Below are 19,597 nucleotides of genomic sequence, written 5' to 3'. Positions count from 1 at the left end.
GTTACGAAAGGCCCTTGATCTTCTTGCATGGCGTCGACGAGGTCGACGACATCCGTGCGACGTCGGTTACGGATCGGATGGCAAGCTTTTCCTTAGCCGTGATGAAGCGCAGCACGCCGTGCGGATGAGCGTCGCAGAACTGCGCAAGCGTGGCGGCCGTCGCCGCAACGCTGTCCTGCTTGGGGACCACGGCGATGCCGCCATCCCTCAGGATATACGCATCCTTCACGTTGGGCATGGCTGATGTCGCGATGCAGGTCTTGAACAGGTCGTTATAGGCCTGCGGCGTCAGTGACAGGTCACCGCCGGGAGTGCCCAGGAGATACTCGCGGCTCTTGCGGCAGTTCTCGCTATCCGCCCGCGCCGTACCGGTCGCGAGCGCGAGCAGCATCGCGGTCGCGACCAACAGCTTCATGCCACTGTTCCGATGGCGCGGTCCGCGGTTGCCCGCTTGCTGGCATAGGCCAGGCCATAGGTTGTCGCCGCGCAGCGTTCCCATGAAAGGGCGCGGGCATGGGCGGAGGCGCCCGCCGCGAGAATGGCGCGCAGGCCCCGGTCGGCTGCCAGTTCCGCGATCGCCAGCGAGATGCTCTCCACCGATGGCGGCACGAGAATTCCGGTCTCGTCGGCGAGCACGGCATCGGGCACCCCGCCGACCTCGGTCGCGACGCTCGGCAGGCCGGCGGCTCCGGCCTCGAGATAGACCAGTCCAAATCCCTCCACCCGGCCGGTCGTGTCAGGCAGTCCCGTCAGGCAGAAGAAATCCGAAGCCGCGTAGAGATCGCGGATCGCTTCATTCGGCTGCGGGCCGAGGAAACGAATGTCGCAGGCCGCCTGACCGGCAGCCCGTCGCAGTTCATCGACATAATCGGCTTCGCCGTCCGGTCCGATCACAAGCCACGTGATGCGCTGGCGCAGATTGTCCGGAAGCTGCGACAGCGCAGCGAGCGTCAGATGAAGCCCCTTGCGGCGCGTGATTCGCGCCACCGTGATCATCACCAGGCGGTCCTCCGGCAGCCGATAGGCAAGGCGAATCTCGCGGCGTTTCCTTGGCGCGCCGAACCAGAATTCCGATACGCCGAGATTGATCGCGCTGATCCTGGCGGGATCGACGGTGAACCGCTCGCGGAACAGCGTCTCGGTGAAGCGGCTGTTGGCGACCACCTCCGTGCGCGGCCCGAACACGCCGGCGCTGCGAATGGCGATGCGCTTCAGCGGCGTCTGCGCTTCATTGATCTCGGTGCCATGCACCGTCATCAATACCCGCGCCGAGGTTCGCCACCTCGAAAGCGCGACCGGAATGAAGAACGGCCAATCGGCCGCGTGGACCACGTCGTATCGATCGCCGCGAACGCCGCGACGCGCCAACATGATCTTGCGCGGCAGGTCGCGCATGGAGTGGAGCCCGCCGCGAAACCGAGCGACTTCGAAGGGCAGGGCCCGGTCGTCGTCGCGGGTCTGCCGCGCGTAGTCGGGCGCCACGACAGTGACCTTGGCGCCGAGCCGGCTGGCGGCCGCGGCGATTTCGCGGGCGTAGGTCCCAATGCCTCCCATCGCGGGAGCGAACTCGCTGGTCAACAGAAGGATGTTCAACCCGGCGCCCTCAATAGGTCGGCGCCGCGGCGGCAAGTCCGCGCGCATCCTGAATTTCCTGGTGATAGCGGTACACCCGCGCGAGCTGGGTGCCAGGGGTGAACGCCCTGATGGAATCGGCGATGTGTACCGGATTCATCGCGCCCGCCTCGATGCCAGTCCTGACATCGACAAACCGCTGCGCGAGCGCATCCACCATGTCGTCTCGACTGCCGTCCCGCGCCACCAGATAGCCGCTGACGCCAGGGCGGATCACGGATTCGAGCTGCGGCAGGTGCACGGCGACGACGGGCCGGCCGACCGCCAGGGTTTCCAGCACGCAACGCGGCATGCCTTCGAACTCGGATGTCAGGATGCCGGCATGGGCGCTCGCCAGTGTCTCCGCCATGCCCGCGGCATCCTTGAAGCCGTGGCGCACGGTGATGTCCTCGATGGCTGCGAATTCCTCGAACCGGTGCGGGTCGCTGGTGCCGATGTAGTGAAATCTGACATCGCCGTTCAATCGCTGCCGCAGGCGATCGATGGTGCGAAACATCAGCGGCGGGTCCTTGAACTCATCGAGCCGGCCGGCGAACACGATCTGGAACGGTGAAGAGTCCAGCGGCCAGAGCTGCGGCTTGAAGATGTCCGTATTGACCCATGTCCAGAGCGTGTCGATCTTGTCCTTGCGGCGCGGATAGGTCTGCTGCAGCCGCTCGGTGATGAACGGATTGACGCAAAGGAACTTCTCGCTCATGGCGACGGCGAACCGCTCGCCGGTGTTGTGGACGAAGGCGTATTTCCGCAGCAGCGAATCCATCTGCAGTTTCGGTGCGCCTTCGCCGTGAAGCATCTGAACGAAGGGAAGCCGCAGGATCGCCGGCAGCCACGAAAATTCAACGCGCCGCAGATCGACCGAGCATCGCCTGGCGCGGATCAACCGTGCGATCGGGCCGAAGTGGCGGAGCAGCGCCATGAAGAATTGGCCGGTCAGCGAGGTGCGGATGCTGCGGGCCGCTTCGCGCGCCTGCTGGTCCGAATAATGCAGGATGGGCAGGAAGTCGAAGCCGCGGCCGCGGAACGTCAGCCGGTGAAGCTTTCCCAACTCCAGATCGCCCGTCGAGTCGACGCCGATGAAGAGGATGTCGGTGTCAACGGGATGAAACGTGATGAAGTCGCGGATGTAGGTTTCGAGGCCGCCGACCTTTTGGCCGCGCGGGTCGAACGGATGGATCAGGCAGATCTGGTAACGCGGCTTGATCGGGTTGGCATTTCGCGCGCGTAGCGCCAGGGTCAATGTTGAAGTCATGCCGCTTTCCTCATGCGTGCCTGGACGATTTGCGGAATGGTTCGCGCAACGAGGCGCGGAACAACGCTCATGCATTTGACATAGCGGGGGCCGAGCCGCCGCGGCTCGCGCAGCATGCGCCACGCCCATTCAAGCCCCGTCTTGCGCGCGATGGACGGCGCGCGGCTCTGTGTGCCGGCAATGAAATCGAGCGCGGCGCCGATGCACAACACGCCGGTTCCGTTCAACTCGTCGAGGCATCGCGCGGCGAACAGCTCCTGCCGTGGCGCACCCAGCGCCACGAAGCAAAGCCTGGCGCCGGAGTCGCGAATACGTTCGATCGCCGCATCGGCTTCGCTGGAATAGGGATCGAACCCCGGTCCCGGCGCAAGGCAGCCTGCAATCTGCAATCCCCTGAATCGTTCCGAGAGACGTCGCGCCGTCGCGTTCAGCGTGAGATCGTTCGCGCCCAGCAGAAAGACCGGGAGGCCTTTCTTTCGCGCTTCGGCGCAGACCGGCTCGACGAGATCGGCGCCGGTCGTCCGCTCGATGCGCGTTCCCATGAGACGGCTCAGCACGACGATCGGGAACCCATCGGCTGTGACAAATCGGGCACGGCGATAGGCGGCGCGAAAGTTCGCGTGTTGCTGCAATTGAACAACATGATCGAGATTGAGCGTACAGACGCTGAAGGTGTCGCCATGTTGCGCAGCCGACACGATCGACGAAACCGCCGCGGGGAGCGATGGAACATTGATGGTGATGCCATCGACGGTGAGACTCGGCTGCAACGATATTGGCGGTTCCGACATGTCGATCCCCTGATGATGATTTGATCGAGAGACGCATTCACGCTGAACTATCGACATGCCCGCTGCTTCGTGACGGGAACTGTGTGTCGAAAATTTTCTCAACCGGCATCGTCACGAAATCGAACTAATGCGACGCAACGATGGCGATGTCGCGATGCGAAGGGCGAGACATGGCGGCGAATCATTCACGTGATGGAGATCAGCTATGCAGCAGTGGTCGAGGCGAAATGCGCTCGCTCTTATCGCAGGAGCAAGCGTTGCGTCGTACGAGAAGGAAGCATTCGCGGCGCAGCCCACGCAGAGTCTCGGCGCCATCGCCGCCCGTAACGGGATCGTGTTCGGCGCAGCTGCAGGCCCTGTCATCGACAAGGATCATGCCTATCGCGAGCTCTATCAGACGCAGACGCGGATCGTTACGACTGACATTGCGATGAAGATGGGAACCATCGCGCCGCAGTCGGGGCCGAAGCGGTTCGAGAGCGCGGACCGTCTGCTGCAATTCTGTGCAAGTAACAACATTCCGATGCGGGGCCATTGCCTGATCTGGAACGAATGGGTTCCGCAATGGATCAGGAACATGAGCGGGGCCGAGCGCGAGAAGTTCTTCGATTCCTATATCGAGGAAGTGGCTGCCCGTTATGTCGGCAAACTGCATTCATGGGATGTCGTCAACGAACCGTTCTGGCCCGGGCACAAGGCGCCCGGCGGTTACAGGCTCGGTCCATGGTACGACACGTTCGGCACAGGATACGTGCGCCGCGCATTCGAGCGCGTGGCGATGGTCGACCGGAAGACCAAACTGGTTCTGAACGAAGCACAGAGCGAGCGCGACGATGAGGTCGGCCTCACGGTACGCAAGGGATTGCTGCAGCTGGTGGACGAATTGAAGCATGCCGGCGTGCCGCTGCATGCCGTCGGTCTGCAAAGCCACCTGCAGCCCCGCTACCCGCACGACCCCGGACGCTTCGCCGAATTTCTTCATGCCTTGGCCGAACGTGGCGTCGAGATCTACCTGACTGAATTCGACGTGCGCGACGACACGTTTCCGGATGACATCGCGACGCGCGATGCCATGATCGCCGATACGGCCGAGAAGTACCTGAATAACGTGCTGCGCGTTCCGGCAGTCAAGGTGGTGATCGCGTGGGAACTTGCCGACAACTACTCGTTCTATACCGACGCGGCGAAGAAGAAGGACCCCCTCGCGCAACGGCTGCCTCGGCCGCTGCCGTTCGATTCATCGATGCAGAAGAAGCCGCTCTGGTTCGCGATGGCGCGCGCGTTCGAGAATACAAGGAAATCGTAGGTCGAGATCACTCACGCTCCCGAATGTTGGGGGCGCGGGCGGAGTATTCGCACCAGCGTCGGTGCGTAGAGCAGGGCGAGCGCGCCGAAATAGACGGCGGCGCCGGCCGTGACATGTGCCGCCAGCACGGCAATGGTGCGGGCTTCCGGGAAGATCCGCAGCAACGCCGCCATCGCGATCGTGGCCAAAGCGATGCGCACGAGATGGCCGACCGGAAGCCGCAGGCCAAACCGGGTAAACCCGATCGAGAAGCTGACACTTGCCGCCGCCAGCGCCGCCAGCACGGTGGCGCCGGCCACTCCTGTGAGTCCCCAGCGCGGCAGGAACAGAGCGCTCAGCACAACGGTTGTCGACGCGTCGATCGCCGCAATTCCCATCATCCAGCGCGTGCGATTCTGCAGGAGAAACACCTGGTCGCCGAAATGGGCGCGCAGGTTGCGGATCGCGCCGGCAAGCGTGGAGAGCGGCAGCACGGCGAGCGTCACCGCCTGGAACGGAACTGCGATCAACAGATGCACGATCTCCGCTCTCAGCATGAAGATGCCGGCGAGGCTCGGCGCCAGGATGGCGACCAGGAGCGCGCTGTTGGCGGCAAGCTGGCGCATGCCGGCCTGGCTGCCCTCCTGTTCCATGCTCTTGACCGCCAGCGGAAACGCGGCGGCCGTCACCAGCATGGCCGCAACCGCCGCGGCGCGCTGGCCGAGGCCGTAACCGACCGCGAACAGCCCGGCCGCGGCCACGCCCGACATCTGGTTGACGATGAAGCGCGACGCGTTGAGGCCGACCCAGCCGAGCGCGCCGCCGACGATCAGTGGAATGCCGTAGCGCAGCGCGTGCGTGACGATCTCCCGGTCGATCGGCCAAAGGCGGTAGCCGCAGCGCAGCGTCGGCATCACCATCAGCGCCGCGGTCAGTTGCGCCGCCGCGTATCCCGCAAGCGGCCACTCCGCCGATTGGCCGAACAATTTGATCAGCACCAGGCCGAGGACAAATCCGACCGACGGCCCGAATACCTGCTGGATCGTGTAGACCCGGATCTGCTGCTGCGCGCGGGCGCGCTCGCCGATATAGAGATTGAGGGATCGGGTAATCACATAGGCGACGGCGGCAAGGAGGAGGTCCGTTCTGGCGCCGGGCGCAATCACCAGAAGCAGAATTCCAATGACGGCCGCGCTCTGCAACGTAACGGATGCGAGCAGGACCGCGTTTTCGGTACGGTAGAAGCGCGGCGCGTCGTTGGCGTCCTGATAGCGTCCGAGGAAACGCAGCGCATATTGCGACCACCAGGCGAGGAAGCCGATCTGCAGCAATTCGTGCGTGGCTGTGATCAGCGTGATGACGCCGAGCGTGTGCTCATCGACGACATGCGTCCACACGATCATCGCCACAAGCTGGAACAGCGGCCCGACGAATTGCGCAGGCAGATAGAGCAGGGTGTGTTTTAAGAGCATCTCAGGCCCCCAGCCAGCGGCAGAGTCGGGCGGAGGCGAACTGCCGGACGGCCAGCAGCGCGGCGGCGCTGAGGAGGATGGCCAAGCCGCCGCAAACGGCGAAGCTGGCGATGCCGCCGAGCTGATGCAGCGTGGTGTGATCGCGCAGCAGCATGACGATGAAGATGTGCCAGAGATAGATGAAATAGCTGCCCGAGCCGAACCATCCAAGCAGCGGCGAGCTTGGCTGGACGGCGAACAGTGCAACGCAGAACAGCGCTGCATAGAGGAAGAAGGCGGTCGAATCGTAGGTGGCGGCGTCGCCGAGGCCGAGAATGCGCACGGCGGCATAGAACATGTAGGCCGCCAGCGTGGCGCCAGGCAGCGCGCGGCGCATGTTGTGGTCGCTCAGGTCTGCGAACATCGCGGTCAGCGCGCCGAGCGCGGCAAATGAGAACCAGAACGGAATGTCGCGCACGCGGACTTCGTCGAGCAGTGCGTCCGAGGCGCCCAACCTGGACATAGCAGGATCAAGATAGCTGCCTGCGAGCAGACCGCAGCCGATCGAGAGGATCAGCAGCGCCGCAATCCGTTTTCTTGAAGCAGGTTGTCCGGTGCCGCCAACCGCGAAGACGAGCCATAGGCCGAACGTGCAGCAGACATAGACGAAGACGTAATAGTAGACGAAGACGTACCCCAGGGCGAACCGCGCCAGCGTCGTGCCGATGCGATGGTCCATCGCCGGATTATGCAGCGCCATGTAGGCATAGGCGGCGACGAACGCGATCGCGTAGGGAATCAAGGCCGCCTTTAACCGTTTCGCGAACGGCACGCGGCCGGAGAGCGCCGTCAGATATCCGGAGGCGAACAGGAAGACCGGCACGCAGGGCCGCAGCGCCGCGTCGAGCGATTTTGCCCAGATGGCATCGAGCGGCTGCGGCAGCGAATGAATTCCGATCACCATCAGGATGGCAATGCCGCGCATGGCGTCGATGATGCCGTCTCGGCTTCGGGCCGGCGCCTGTGCGACGCTCAGGGATCCCGCGTTTGCCGGTATGCGCTCCACGACCGTCATCATGCACCCTCCTGCCGCGAGATCGCGGGAGACGGTTCGGGCCTGATGGCGCGGCGGTCGTAGGCCTCGGTCAGATATCGCCGCAGCGGCGTTTCAAACGCGCGCAATGAGACGATGCTCGCGAATGCAAGAACGACGATCGCCACCGGCGCAAGTATCAAGCGTTCATGCGGCGACAGCGAAAGCAGCCGCGACCCGAAGGTGATGATGACGGTCGCAACCGGAATATGCAGCATGTAGCAGGAATAGGTCAGCGGCGACCAGCGATCGAAGCGGAGCCGCGACAGCAGCGTCTCGCGTCCCGCGCAATCGGCCTGGATGGCAAGCATCGCGATGGCATAGATCGCCAGCAGGGCAGTCATCGTCGGCAGCAGGGAACCGAGCACAATAAACGCCGCCAGCGATGCGGCCAGCGCGCCAGGAATTGTGGGCCAGCGCGCGATCCGGTCGCGGAACAGATAGCAGGCCATGCCGAGGTTGAAGGCAGGCAGCGCCCTGAAGGCGCCGCCCTGGTTGATCCAGTCGGCCCACGCCGCCATTCCTGCTGCCCACGCCCAAAGGGAGTTGGCGAGCGCGGCGAGAGCCACGAGCGCAATGACCGTCTCCTTGCGGCGTTGCGCGATCAGCGCGACGGTCGGGAAAAGCAGATAGCAGAACATTTCCGCCGACAGCGACCAACTCGGGAAGTTGAACGTCAGGCGCTCGCCGATGAAGGCGTGAAGCAGCAGGAACTGTGCGGGCAGGTCGGAAAGCGGGTAACGGGCGGGGTTGTCGGTCCGGGCGGCGCCGAAATGAAGCGCGCCGGCAAGCGCTATATAGAAGGCAAGCGTGGCGAGGTGCAGTGGATAGATGCGGGCGAGGCGACGCCAGAGGAAGCGGCCGATCGATGCGGCGTCGTTGACGCGGCCGAAATACTGCCGGGCGATGACAAAGCCGGAGACGACAAAGAACAGGTCCACGAACAGGTTGAAATGCCAGGTGCGCGCGACCATGAATTGGCCGACGCCCGCGTCCTTGAAGTAATCGGAATAGTGAAGGATCACCACGGCGCTGGCCGCAATGATGCGCAACCCGTCCTGATGCCTTGTGGCGCTGGTGTCATGCAAGGCTGCGGTACTCCGGACCTGAATTTCCTGGAACGCGAGTGTCAGGCGGCAAGGCTGGCGATCAGGCTGATGACCGTGTCGCGGTCGCCGCGCGCCAGGTCGTTCCAGCGCGCCAGATTCCGCACCGCCAGCGCCACGTATCGGGCACGCCAGTCTTCGTTCGACAGGGCAGCCGCGATCCGCGCGGCCGCGCTGGAAGGATCGGCGGGATCGACATGGATGCCGGACTCGCCGAGCACCTCGCGGAAAATGGCGGCGTCGGGGGCGATGATCGGCAGGCCGGCGTATTGCGCCTCCAGCAGCGGCAGTCCCAGCCCTTCGTCATGGGAGGTGCAGATGAACAGGTCGGCGGCGTCAAGTAACTGATTGACCCGTTCAGCGGACTGATATCCGTGCAGCGTGACGCCCGGTTGGCTCTCAAGCGCTTGCCAGTCGTCGCTCCATCCCGGTCTACCGACGATGTCCAGCGTCGCTTCCGGAAATCCCTGCACGCGCAACGCATCGAGGATTTTCGCCGCGGCCCTGAAATTCTTGCGCGGCTCCACCGTGCCCAGCGCGATCAGTCGAAGCGGTTGCGGCTGCGCACTGCGTTCGCCGCGTTGTCCGGTGTCGAGGCCGAACACGTTGCGGACCGAAGGCCGATAGAGCGTCACCTCGGCATCTGGCCGGCAATGCGCGGCAAGTTTGCGTCTTGTGTCGCCGGAATTTGCCAGAAAGCGCGGGTAGTGGCGCAACGCGAGCTTGAAGGGCCCGGCCATATAGAGCCGCGCCCGCATATTGAGCTCGGCGCGCCGCGTGATCAGAAAGTCATCGTGGATATAGGGCAGCACCCGCGATGCGAACGGCCGTAGCAGCGGACTGGGCGGAAAGCCGGGGCATAGCAGGATGGAGGACGAAGCGGCGAGCCGCATCGGCAATCCCAGGGTCTGCGTCGTCACCATCTGGCGAACACCCTGCGCCCTCACCGGAACGACGTCGAGCGGCGCCAGCGCGGCCTCGGAGAACAGCTCGAGCGTGATGCGTTCGAGACCGGTGACGTGACGTCCGAGATGGGTGTTGTCGACATAGATGGTCATGCGAAAGGGAATCCCGAGTTATGCCGGAACGGACCGGTAGCTGATGGGGGTGCGGACTTGCGCGGGCGCGGCGCCGCGCCGCGGCTCGCGCGGCAGCAAGACCGAAATGAGGATCACGAACTGCGCGAGTTGAATGTTCTTCGACGAGAAGCTCACCGAACTGGCGGCGATGATGACGATCAGCAGCACGATCGCCCATGCCGCGGGGTTCGAGCGGCGCAGCAACTCGACGAAGAAACAGACCAGTCCGACCGTCAGCAGGATGGTGTGGACGAGACCGAACTGGACGACGGAGGCAATCCAGAAGTTTTCGATGCCGTAGTTGAGGCCGAGCTGCGACTGCAGCGCATTCACCCGAACCGGGTTGGGGCCGAGGATCAGTTCATGCCAGTCGAAATGCGAGAGCAGGCTGAAGGTGGCATAGCGCGCCAGCGTGCTGCCCTTGTCGGAAGAGAAGCGCAGCAGCATCTTGTCGAAAATGCCGAGGTCGAGCGCGGCGAATACGATGGCGCCTGCGGCAAACAGCACGCAGATTGCCAGTATTGCCGCGGGAAGCGGCATTCGCCTTCCCCGCATCAGGCGGAACGCCTCAAAGGCCCCGAGCAGCCCGATCATCGCCAGCACGGTGACCAGCGACGTTCTGCCACCAAAGGCCATCAGCGATCCGAGGCTGAATGCGATCAGCGGCAGCCGCAGCAGGATCGGCGGACAAATCGCCGGACGAAGCACCAGCGCCAGAACATAGGCGCCGACAACGCCGGATGCCGTGAGCGGGTGGCCCAGCAGCGCCGCGGAGCGCCATTCCCCCACCACCACGACGTCGCCGAGCGTCAACGGGATCAGCCGATGGCCGGAGAAATACTCGTAGTAGCCGATCACGACGTTCAGCAGGATGGTGAAATGAACGGCCCAGGCCAGCGAATGTTTTCGCGACGCTGACAGTTGCCACATCACCATTGCGATCAGGATCGGCAGCAGAAACGTGTCGATGATGACCGTGAACGGGCGTTCGAGCACGAACACCTGGATCAAGAGAAACAGCCAGCAGAGCAGATACGCCAGCAGCAGTTTCGATTCGGAAAACATCCGGTTGATCTCGCCGACCGGGCCGCGGCTGCGCAGCAACAGCAGAGAGAATGCAAGCAAGCTGAAATAGGTTGCGGGGTGCAGTTTTTCGTAAAAATTGCCGCCTGCCGTCAAATAGTGGATTTTCCAGTTGGTCAGAACGGAGGAGGAGAGCGTGAACGTTGCAATCACGGCCAGCAGCAACAGGCCGGCTGCGATCCGTTCGATGAATGCGTCGGCATTCGCCATGCGCCCATGCGCATAGGAAGCCGGCCGCACTGCCGGTGACGCAAGGGGGCGGCGATGCACCTGTGCGATGCCGGCCGGTCCGTGCAACGGTCCACGCACTCTCACCGCGCCGCTCCGGCATGGAGGCTCGCGGCGCCGTATGGCTTGAGATAGGCCGAGCTGCGGTAATAGTCGTAGAACTGCAGGCGGCTGAGATCCACTCGTGTGAGCACCGTCCCCATGATCCGGTCGCTGACCGGGGACAGCAAGTCCATGGCATGGGACAGCACTTCGCCGGGGGTCTGATCCCATGCCAGCGCCAGGATGATGCGATCTGCGAGTTCGGCGAGCGCGCGGCCATCGACCAAAGGCACCAGCGGCGGCGAGTCGATCACGATCAATTCGTAGCGGTGACGGAAGTGATCGAGAACGTCGACGATCCGGTCGGAGAACATCAACTCCGTGATGTATTCGACCTCCTTGATCCTGGTCGACGGCAGAATCGAAAGCCCGGTGCTGTGATCCACCAGAATGGCCTGTTCAGGCGCGGTCTGGCCGATTGCGACTTCGAGCAGCCCCGCGTCAGCGCGCGGACAGAGTGCGCGGGTCACTTGCGGGTTGCGGAGGTCGCCATCAATCAGGAGCGTTCGGATGCCGAGCATGGCCAGCGACTGCGCCAGGTTGATGGCCAGCGTGGTCTTGCCTTCGCTGTCGAGCGCGGAGGTGACCTGTACGACCTTTACCGGCTGCGATCGCATCGTCCGTTGCAGCGCAAGGCGAACGGCACGAATCGCTTCCGCGAAGAACGTGCCGGGCTCGTCGATTGCGTAGCGCGTCAAGGGTGGCTGTAGCGGCGCCGGCAGCAACTTCGTGCTCTTCGGATCGTAGCGGCCGAGTTCGTTGCGTCCGCGCCGGGCGAGGCGGGCGAGCTCGCGCGCACCGACTAATGGAACCGCCGCAAGCACGGGCACGCCCGATATGGCTTCGGCCTGTTCGAGCGTCTTGACGCGGCCGTCGAGATAGTCGACGAGGAACGCCAGCACGCTGCCGGCGCCGAGCCCGAGCATCACCGCAAGACCCAGGATCAGCATCGTCTTGGGAGACGACGGCCTGATCGGAATGCTGGCCTTGGTCACGATCCGGGAATCCGGCATCTCGAGGCTCTCTTGCGCCGTCGTTTCCTTGGACCGCGCCAGATAGGATTCATACTGCGTGCGGTTGGCCTCGGCCTCGCGCTGCAGTTCGCGCAAGCGCACCTGCGCCTGGCCAGAGGAAGTGGACACGCCCTGAAGCTTGTCGAGGCTTTGCTGCAGCGACGTCTCGCGGGAACGCGCCACGTCGTAGTCGTGCTTGGTGCTCTCCAGTATCCGCCGGATTTCCTCGTTGATCAGTCTTTGGGTATCACGCCGCTGCGCCCGCACATTGGCGACGAGGGGGTGACGCGCGCCATACTTGCTCGACAAATCGGCTTCGTTCTTGGCGATGTCGGCATATTGGGTACGCAGTTTGGTGATCATTTCCGAGGAAATGGCCGCGTTGATGCCGCCGGGATCGCCGCCGGATTTCGCGATGTCCTGGATCTGCTCATACTTGGCCCGCGCCTCCGCGGTTTGCGCGCGCGCGGCGATCAGCTTGCCGTTGAGGTCGGTGATCTGCTGGTCGTTGAGCGTGACGCCCTGCGACACCATCAGATTATTGGCGGAACGATAATCCTCGACCGCCTTTTCGGAGGCGACAACCTTCGACTTCAACTCGTCGATCTGGCTGTTGAGCCAGGTGGCGGCAATGCGCGTCGCATCGTATTTGGCGCGTACCTGTTCATTGAAATACGCATCCGCAATCGCGTTGGCGATGGTCGCGGCCTTCTGCGGCGATTGAGAACTGACGGCGACGTCGACGAGGAAAGTGGTGCCCTGCCGCGTCACTTTCATCCGCTTCTGAAGGATATCGACCGATCGAGACCTGGCGGCGTCCTCCGGGCTGGCTCCGTCGCTCGGCCCGCTGCTGCGGAATAGCCCCTTGATCGGATCGAGCAGGCCGGGCTTCGGTGTGAATTCCTCGTCTTCGGTCAGCTTCAGCTTGTCAACGACGCGCGTCAGAATCGCGACCGACTGGATCAGCAGCGTCTGGCTTTCGATCGTTGCATCATCCGTGCCGAAGTTTGACAGCACGGACTGGTTGGTCTCGACGACATTGGCACGGCGCGGATCGACCAGCACGGTCGATGTCGCTGTATAGAGAGTGGTGGCGAACATCAAATAGGTCAGCGCCAGCCCGAGCAGCGCCAAGGCCGGCAGCGCCAGCAGCCGGTAGCGACGGCGCAGGATGCGACCCATCTCGCGCAGATCGACGGTCGGATACTGCCAGCTTTCCGCGGCGGGGCGGGCAGGAGGTTCGTCGGGGATCACATAGGGCAGGTCAGAATTGCGCTGTAACATTCATTCCTACCAGGTGTTTGTCGAAGGTGAAGACGGGAATGTCGCTGTCGCGCTTGGTGTAGCGGTAGTAGGCGGAAACGGCCGCGAAACGATTGACGAGGTATTTGACGCGGGTGTCTGATGTCAGCACGTTGTCCTTGCGGAGCTGACCGAAGAACTTGTCGTTCTCGTAACCGCCGGCGAGCGAGACGATGATGTTGCGCCGCAGCTCGTAATCGAGGCCGAGCTGCACCGCGTTCGCGAGCACGCCGGTGGCGCTGGTGTCGGTGGTCTGCGTGACAAGCTGTTCGGCGTTGAAGTGCACGTCGAGCAGGCGCGTCGGCCGCCATGTCAGCCGTGCGCGGTAGGAAGGGCCTTCGATGTTGCCGATCGACGGGTCGTCGAAGCGCTGCTGAACATAGCCGGCGCCGAATTCGCCGGTCACCAGATTGCTTAAGCCGACCGTGATGCCGGTCAGCGCGCGATAGCCCTGCGAGTCCAGCGTATGGCCCGGCGTTCCCCTGATGTCGCGCTGATTGCCTTCCACGCCACCGAACCAGCCGAGGGTGGAAGAGATCGCATAGTCGATCCGGCTGTGCAGCGCGTAGACCTGCCCATCGCGGGCGTCCTGGTTGATGACGGTGCCGTCCTGCGCGCGCGTCGATCCGTAGTCGTAGGAATCGGTGCGGAAGCCGACCGATGTCGTCAGCCGGTTGAACTCCTTGCGCAGCGTGACGTCGCCGGACATCAAATTGTATGGCGTCGGCGATATGGCGTTGGCGGGGGAAGTGAGCGTGCCGACGCCTTCGTTCAGATGTGCGATCTGAAAGCTGCCGAGCAGCATCGTGTCGTTTGTGATGTCCAGCCAACCGTTGCCCTTCAGGCTGGCGTTGGTCTGGTTCAGGCTCGAAAACTGGTTATAGGTCGTCGACTGCGCGTCCAGTTTCAGGTCCAGGCCATGCCGTCCCCATAATGAGTGCGCACGCAGCGTCGGCTCGATCACCGCCGCGATGTCGGAACGCGGCGCGGTGTTCGAAGCAAAGATGTTGCTGTCGTAAAAAGTTCCGGCGGTCAGCGACGGGTTGAACATCCAGGAACCGGAGCGAATGCCGACGGGTTCATAGCCAGGCTGTTGTCGCTTCTTCACCGGCATGTCTTCGGGCGGGATCTCTTCGCGATTGTTCGGATCGGTCCGGTCCGGCAGCGATGACGGCTCAAAGATCTTCTGTGCGTTCCAGGGGGAGGCGAATTCTCCGCTGGTCCACGGAATGGCCTGGGCATTCGCCGACGATCCAAGACCGAGCAGGATGACAGCCGCCGGGGCGGGCAACAGGCTGAAGCGGCATCGGCCGGGCACGCGTATGGAGCGGAATCGTTCGCCGCTTCCTTCGGATGCATTCAGCGATGCAAGTGTTAACTCGAATCCCATCACCGATCCCTTGCGGGAACACGAAGGCGGCGAACACTTAACGGGCGAAGCCCATCGCTCAGAAAATGATCGTCGACTGCGCATAAGAAAGGCATGCCTCATACTCGGTACGCGGGCGCAAGTTTTTGAATTGTGAGATTGAAGTGATGCGCTCGCTTGCAACGCGCCTTGCCGGAAAAAGTTTTCCTCGCGCCGCAAAATATTTCGCAATGCAAAACGCTTGTGACGACAACGCAACACATACGTCGTCATCCGCACGCAAGCGGCATGCATCTCATCTGCGGTTCCGCGACGCTAGAAGTAGCGTTCCGGAATCCGAATGTTGTCGCCCGGGAAAACCGGAACAGGAGCATTGAGAGGCAAAATCTCTTCCGCACTGGCGCCTGAGCGGCGCAGAAAGACCTTGTTCTCATTGGCCCGGTACGTGAACCCGCCGGCGCTTGCGACCGCGTCCATCACCGTCAACCCATGACGATACGGGTATTCGCCGCTCTTCTTCACTTCGCCGAGGATGTAATACGGGCGATACTGCGCGATCTCGACGTTCACGCGCGGATCGCGCACGATTCCCTTTGCAAGGGCGGATGCGATCGATTTCTCGAGCTGCCGCGTCGTGGCGCCCGCAGCCTTTATATGGCCCGCGAGTGGAATCGAGACCTGACCGGTGTTGTCGATCTCATATTCGCCGGTGATGTCGCTCTCGCCGTAGACCTTCAGCCTGATTCGGTCGTTCGGGCCAAGGATGTAACTTTCCGCAGACGCTGCGGATGGAGGCGTCTGTGCTGAAGCATGAACCGAAAGGCCGGCACTGATGCCGGCGATCGCAAAGACGAAAAGAAGTAAGTGAAGCGTCAGGCCGGCGCTGGGCGACCGTTGCTGCATGGCTGCATCTCCATGAATGCACGTACAGCCGTCGATCATTGAGAAGAAAAAAAGGCGAAAGAATGTGATGCGCGAGTTCCACTTGATCAGGAGCACACGTTCGCACTTCACAAAAAGAGGATCGTCGATCCTTCGATCGCAATGCAGGTCAGGGTTCCCGTTCGCCACGCAGCGGTGTCGATATTGATCCGGTTGGAACGGATGTCGGGATGCGGCACCGGCGTATGGCCGTGCACGACGAATCGTTCGTGGTTCCGCGTGCAGTCGAGAAACTCATCTCGAATCCAGATCAGATCGTTGGGATCCTGATCATCGAGTGGAACGTCCGGACGAATGCCGGCGTGAACGAACAGAAAATCTCCGCAGCTGAACTGGTTACGCAAGCACTGCATGACCAGTTCGTGTTCACGCGGGAACGCATCGAGAAAGCGGCGATGCAGATCGTTCGCCGTCTCGGTTCCGTTGCGCAGCTCGACACCATAGGACGCAAGCGTCTGCATGCCGCCCAGTTGCTGCCAATATTGCAGGATGGCCGGATCCTGAAGGAATCCTTCCATCACAGCCTCGTGGTTGCCGCGCAGGCACACCGCGCGATTGGCGACGAGTCGAACCGCGAGCAAATCCATCACCGTCCTGGAGTGCGGTCCGCGGTCGATGTAGTCGCCGAGATAGATCTCGACCGTATGCGCGACCGGTCGGCGCCGGATGTCGTCATCGATGCGCGCCGTGATTTCGCTCAGCAGGTCGGCCCGGCCGTGGATGTCACCGACCGCATAGATGCGTGTAGCGGCGGGCGCTGAAGCGTTAACGGAGCGCGAGGGTGCCGCGGACATCTGGTGCATGGTGTGCGATGTCGATCATGGAACCGGGTGGCGGTCAATCCATCACGCAGTACGAAGGCGAGGTGTCTAGAAAAAGAGCAGAGCGATCAGGATAACGATCACCACCCACGCTATCACATTCCCGATGATGATTCGGTTCCTGAGCTTGCGGTCAGGCAGCACTCTGTCATGCGGCACCAGCGCGCGGCTGTGCAAACGTTCGGCCATCATGGGCGCCTCCCCGGAAGCGTTCCGCGAGGTGGACGGCTCGCGAATCGCTGCCGTCTCTGTTTTTCTTCGAAGCCTGGCGATCATCGCACCAGCTCGTGCGCTTCAATCTCCGTCTGTCGTCAGGCTGTGGTGGATCGCTAGCTTTCGATGAACGATCTCGTTCAAGACAACGGCGTGACGGCCATTTGTTGCCCTTATAGCGGCGCTGCATTGTTCAATTTTATGTCGAGAATCGAACAGACGATTTTGTTCCGCGATTTTCGAATATGCATAGCTGCGTCGAGTCACACGCAGCCCGTTAACCGGGCAAATCGAAACTAAGCGCTTCCGAACAAACCGGAATATCGCGTCGCACAAATCACGGTAAAGATTCCGTTGCGTTGTTCCACGCGACATTTTCGCTTTCGCGCCAAATTTCGCTCAAGATTGTGGAAAGTCTTACCGACCGGCGAGCGTTCGCGCTCGCGGAAAGTGCTGACGTTCGCTGCTGCGAAGTCGTCACGCGCGGTGCCGAGCGACTCTAATCGCTCGATCACAGTCCGGTTTCAGCAGAGAGGAGAGTCATGACCTCGATCGTGACAGCCAACTTCGATCGGAACAACGTCACGCCGATTCGGAGAGAGCGGACTCAGATTTCGGTCCGTCCTGTCGAGTTTGCCGGCGGCGGTACGCATCGTGCGTATCGAGGCCGCCGGCGTTCGCGCCGTGCCGCGCGGACTGAGCCGTCGTCGTCGATCGCAAAGCGCGTCTTCGATATCGCCGCGGCAGGCGGCGCATTGCTGTTTTTCGCGCCTCTCCTGATTGCGATTGCCGTGGCGATCAAGACGACGTCGCCGGGCCCGGTGCTGTTCTTTCAATACCGCTACGGCTATCGAAACCGCCGCTTCAAGATCTACAAGTTCCGCACCATGCGTAACGATGCCGGTGATGTGCGCGGCGTAAGGCAGACGGTCCAGGGCGATGCGCGCGTGACGCCGGTGGGGCGAATTCTGCGCAAGACCAGCCTCGACGAGATTCCGCAACTGATCAACGTGATCAAGGGCGACATGTCGCTGGTCGGGCCGCGGCCGCACGTTCCGGGAATGCTGGCCGCGGATCTGCCCTATGAAGACCTCGTGCCATATTATTTTCAGCGCCATACGGCGCGGCCCGGCATTACCGGGCTCGCGCAGGTCAGCGGCTGCAGGGGCAGCACGGCCGAGTTCGGGCCTGCGGTCTCGCGGATCGATTACGACCTGCATTACATCGAGCAGTGGTCACTGCGCATGGACGTCATGATCATCATCCGCACCATCCGCAAGGAATTCCTGTCGGGAAGCGGATTCTGACCAACGTCAAGACATCGAAGGACCATGCCATGGCGATGATCGAGCCGCGCGGCCGTATCGTACCCGTTCTCCTGTCAGGTGGCGCCGGCTCGCGGCTGTGGCCGCTGTCGCGCGAGACCTACCCCAAGCAATTGCTTTCGCTGCTCGGCGAGAACACCCTGCTGCAGCAAACGGCGCTGCGGGTCGATGATCGCTCGCTATTTACCGATCCGATGGTGATCGCCAACGCCGAGCATCGCTTTGCGATCGGCGAACAATTACGCGCGGTCGGCGTCGATTGTCCGACCATCGTGCTCGAACCGTTCGGAAGAAACACCGCGCCTGCGGTCGCGACTGCAGCGCTGCTCGCCAGTGAAAGCGATCCTGACGCCGTGATACTGGCGATGCCGGTGGATCACTGGGTGCGCGATCACGCCGCGTTTCGCGCCGCCATATCGGCGGGCGTCACGGCCGCGCGATACGGCCGATTCGTCCTGTTCGGCGTCCGGCCCTCATCGGCGGCGACCGGCTTCGGCTATATCCGGATGGGCGACGAGTGGGAGGCCGCTTCGTCGATTCGCAGTGTAGCCAGCTTCGTCGAGAAGCCGGATCTGGTGACGGTGGAGCGCCTGCTGGCCTGCGACCAGCATGTCTGGAACAGCGGTATATTTCTGCTGCCGGCCCGCCAGTTCATCGACGAGTTGGCGCAACGGGCGCCGGACGTGCTCGCCGCCTGCCGCAAGGCGTTGACCGGCGCGACCCGCGATCTCGATTTTCTTCGCCTCGAGGAACGGGCGTTCGAGGCCTGCCCGGCCATCTCGATGGACTACGCGATCATGGAAAAGACCGACAATGCCGTGGTCGTGCCCGCGACGTTCGACTGGAGCGATGTCGGAAGTTGGTCGGCCTTGTGGTCGATGGCGGAAAAGGATCCGTCGGGCAATGTGGTGATTGGCGATGCGGTGATGGAAGACACCTCGGGTTGCTATGTCCGCGGCGATGGGCCGCTGGTCGCGGCGCTCGGGGTCGAGGATCTCGTCATCGCTACCTCGCCAGATGTGGTGCTGGTGACCAGCCGCAAGCGCGACCAGGATGTCGGAAAGCTGGTGGAGCGCCTGAAGGCAAACGGCCACCGGTCGGCGACCCAGACTCACAGCGTCCATCGTCCCTGGGGCTACTATCAGTCGATCCATTCAGGCGACCGGTTTCAGGTCAAGCGGATCACGGTCAATCCCGGCGCCAAGCTGTCGCTGCAGAAACATTATCACCGCGCCGAGCATTGGGTCGTGGTGAACGGCACCGCGATCGTCACGCGCGACGACGAGGAAATCCTCTTGCGCGAGAACGAGTCGATCTTCGTGCCCCTGGGATGCATACATCGTCTGGAAAATCCCGGCAAGGTTCCGCTCAATCTGATCGAAGTCCAGTCGGGCGCCTATCTCGGCGAGGACGACATCGTTCGCGTGCAGGACATCTATGACCGTGTCTGAGGTGCGGCTGGGTGGGAGGCAGCATCCGCATCGAGGACGACGCACGCCGCGGCGAATTCTGT

17 protein-coding genes are annotated in these 19,597 nt (G+C 62.7%); 3 read left to right on the top strand and 14 right to left on the bottom strand.

Annotation, left to right across the window (positions count from 1 at the left end; all coding sequences use genetic code 11):
• Position 1 precedes the first annotated feature (1 nt).
• From V1286_RS29635 to V1286_RS29620, 4 genes are read right to left on the bottom strand one after another with little or no spacing between them, the layout of a single operon-like run.
• Complete coding sequence (locus tag V1286_RS29635) at positions 2–415, bottom strand: hypothetical protein (RefSeq protein ID WP_334485640.1); 414 nt, start codon at positions 413–415, stop codon at positions 2–4.
• Entirely contained in the window at positions 412–1,641 is a 1,230-nt protein-coding gene (locus V1286_RS29630; protein WP_334485638.1) for a glycosyltransferase family 4 protein, read from the bottom strand. The genes V1286_RS29635 and V1286_RS29630 overlap by 4 nt, the downstream gene beginning before the upstream one ends.
• Positions 1,604–2,881 (bottom strand): glycosyltransferase, encoded by a 1,278-nt coding sequence (locus V1286_RS29625; protein WP_334485636.1) that lies wholly within the window; start codon positions 2,879–2,881, stop codon positions 1,604–1,606. Before V1286_RS29625 ends, V1286_RS29630 begins: the two co-directional genes overlap by 38 nt.
• The gene (locus V1286_RS29620; protein ID WP_334485634.1) at positions 2,878–3,672 is read right to left on the bottom strand and encodes a WecB/TagA/CpsF family glycosyltransferase; all 795 of its coding nucleotides are present in this window, start codon (positions 3,670–3,672) and stop codon (positions 2,878–2,880) included. The genes V1286_RS29625 and V1286_RS29620 overlap by 4 nt, the downstream gene beginning before the upstream one ends.
• A gap of 205 nt (positions 3,673–3,877) precedes the next feature.
• Here V1286_RS29620 and V1286_RS29615 point away from each other — a divergent pair, with 205 nt between their 5' ends.
• Positions 3,878–4,978, top strand: coding sequence for an endo-1,4-beta-xylanase (locus V1286_RS29615; RefSeq protein WP_334485632.1), 1,101 nt, complete (start codon positions 3,878–3,880; stop codon positions 4,976–4,978).
• Between the two features lie 11 nt (positions 4,979–4,989).
• On the opposite strand, the gene V1286_RS29610 is transcribed toward V1286_RS29615, so the two are convergent.
• The 10 genes from V1286_RS29610 to V1286_RS29565 all read right to left on the bottom strand — a co-directional run bounded on the left by V1286_RS29610 (position 4,990) and on the right by V1286_RS29565 (position 16,738).
• Positions 4,990–6,429 carry a lipopolysaccharide biosynthesis protein gene (locus V1286_RS29610; RefSeq protein WP_334485630.1) on the bottom strand — a complete coding sequence of 480 codons (1,440 nt, stop codon included), beginning with the start codon at positions 6,427–6,429 and terminating at the stop codon, positions 4,990–4,992.
• A gap of 1 nt (position 6,430) precedes the next feature.
• Positions 6,431–7,486 (bottom strand): acyltransferase, encoded by a 1,056-nt coding sequence (locus V1286_RS29605; RefSeq protein WP_334485628.1) that lies wholly within the window; start codon positions 7,484–7,486, stop codon positions 6,431–6,433.
• Entirely contained in the window at positions 7,483–8,589 is a 1,107-nt protein-coding gene (locus V1286_RS29600; protein ID WP_334485626.1) for an acyltransferase family protein, read from the bottom strand. Before V1286_RS29600 ends, V1286_RS29605 begins: the two co-directional genes overlap by 4 nt.
• A gap of 41 nt (positions 8,590–8,630) precedes the next feature.
• Complete coding sequence (locus V1286_RS29595) at positions 8,631–9,665, bottom strand: glycosyltransferase (protein ID WP_334485624.1); 1,035 nt, start codon at positions 9,663–9,665, stop codon at positions 8,631–8,633.
• A gap of 18 nt (positions 9,666–9,683) precedes the next feature.
• Positions 9,684–10,979 (bottom strand): VpsF family polysaccharide biosynthesis protein, encoded by a 1,296-nt coding sequence (locus V1286_RS29590; protein ID WP_334485622.1) that lies wholly within the window; start codon positions 10,977–10,979, stop codon positions 9,684–9,686.
• 101 nt (positions 10,980–11,080) lie between these two features.
• Positions 11,081–13,396, bottom strand: coding sequence for an AAA family ATPase (locus tag V1286_RS29585; RefSeq protein WP_334485620.1), 2,316 nt, complete (start codon positions 13,394–13,396; stop codon positions 11,081–11,083).
• A complete protein-coding gene (locus V1286_RS29580) occupies positions 13,377–14,804 on the bottom strand; it encodes an outer membrane beta-barrel protein (protein WP_334485618.1) in 1,428 nt (475 codons plus the stop codon). The genes V1286_RS29585 and V1286_RS29580 overlap by 20 nt, the downstream gene beginning before the upstream one ends.
• 294 nt (positions 14,805–15,098) lie before the next feature.
• Positions 15,099–15,782 (bottom strand): polysaccharide biosynthesis/export family protein, encoded by a 684-nt coding sequence (locus V1286_RS29575; RefSeq protein ID WP_334485616.1) that lies wholly within the window; start codon positions 15,780–15,782, stop codon positions 15,099–15,101.
• Positions 15,783–15,793: 11 nt separating this feature from the next.
• Positions 15,794–16,528: a metallophosphoesterase family protein gene (locus V1286_RS29570; protein ID WP_334485614.1), complete on the bottom strand. Its 735-nt coding sequence runs from the start codon at positions 16,526–16,528 to the stop codon at positions 15,794–15,796.
• A gap of 66 nt (positions 16,529–16,594) precedes the next feature.
• Complete coding sequence (locus tag V1286_RS29565) at positions 16,595–16,738, bottom strand: hypothetical protein (protein ID WP_334485612.1); 144 nt, start codon at positions 16,736–16,738, stop codon at positions 16,595–16,597.
• 563 nt (positions 16,739–17,301) lie between these two features.
• Here V1286_RS29565 and V1286_RS29560 point away from each other — a divergent pair.
• Entirely contained in the window at positions 17,302–18,066 is a 765-nt protein-coding gene (locus V1286_RS29560; RefSeq protein WP_334485610.1) for a sugar transferase, read from the top strand.
• Between the two features lie 35 nt (positions 18,067–18,101).
• Positions 18,102–19,535 carry a mannose-1-phosphate guanylyltransferase/mannose-6-phosphate isomerase gene (locus tag V1286_RS29555; RefSeq protein WP_334489990.1) on the top strand — a complete coding sequence of 478 codons (1,434 nt, stop codon included), beginning with the start codon at positions 18,102–18,104 and terminating at the stop codon, positions 19,533–19,535.
• Positions 19,536–19,597 lie beyond the last annotated feature (62 nt).

The organism is Bradyrhizobium algeriense, assembly GCF_036924595.1.
GTDB lineage: Bacteria > Pseudomonadota > Alphaproteobacteria > Rhizobiales > Xanthobacteraceae > Bradyrhizobium > Bradyrhizobium algeriense.
This window is presented reverse-complemented; position numbering and strand designations above follow the sequence as displayed.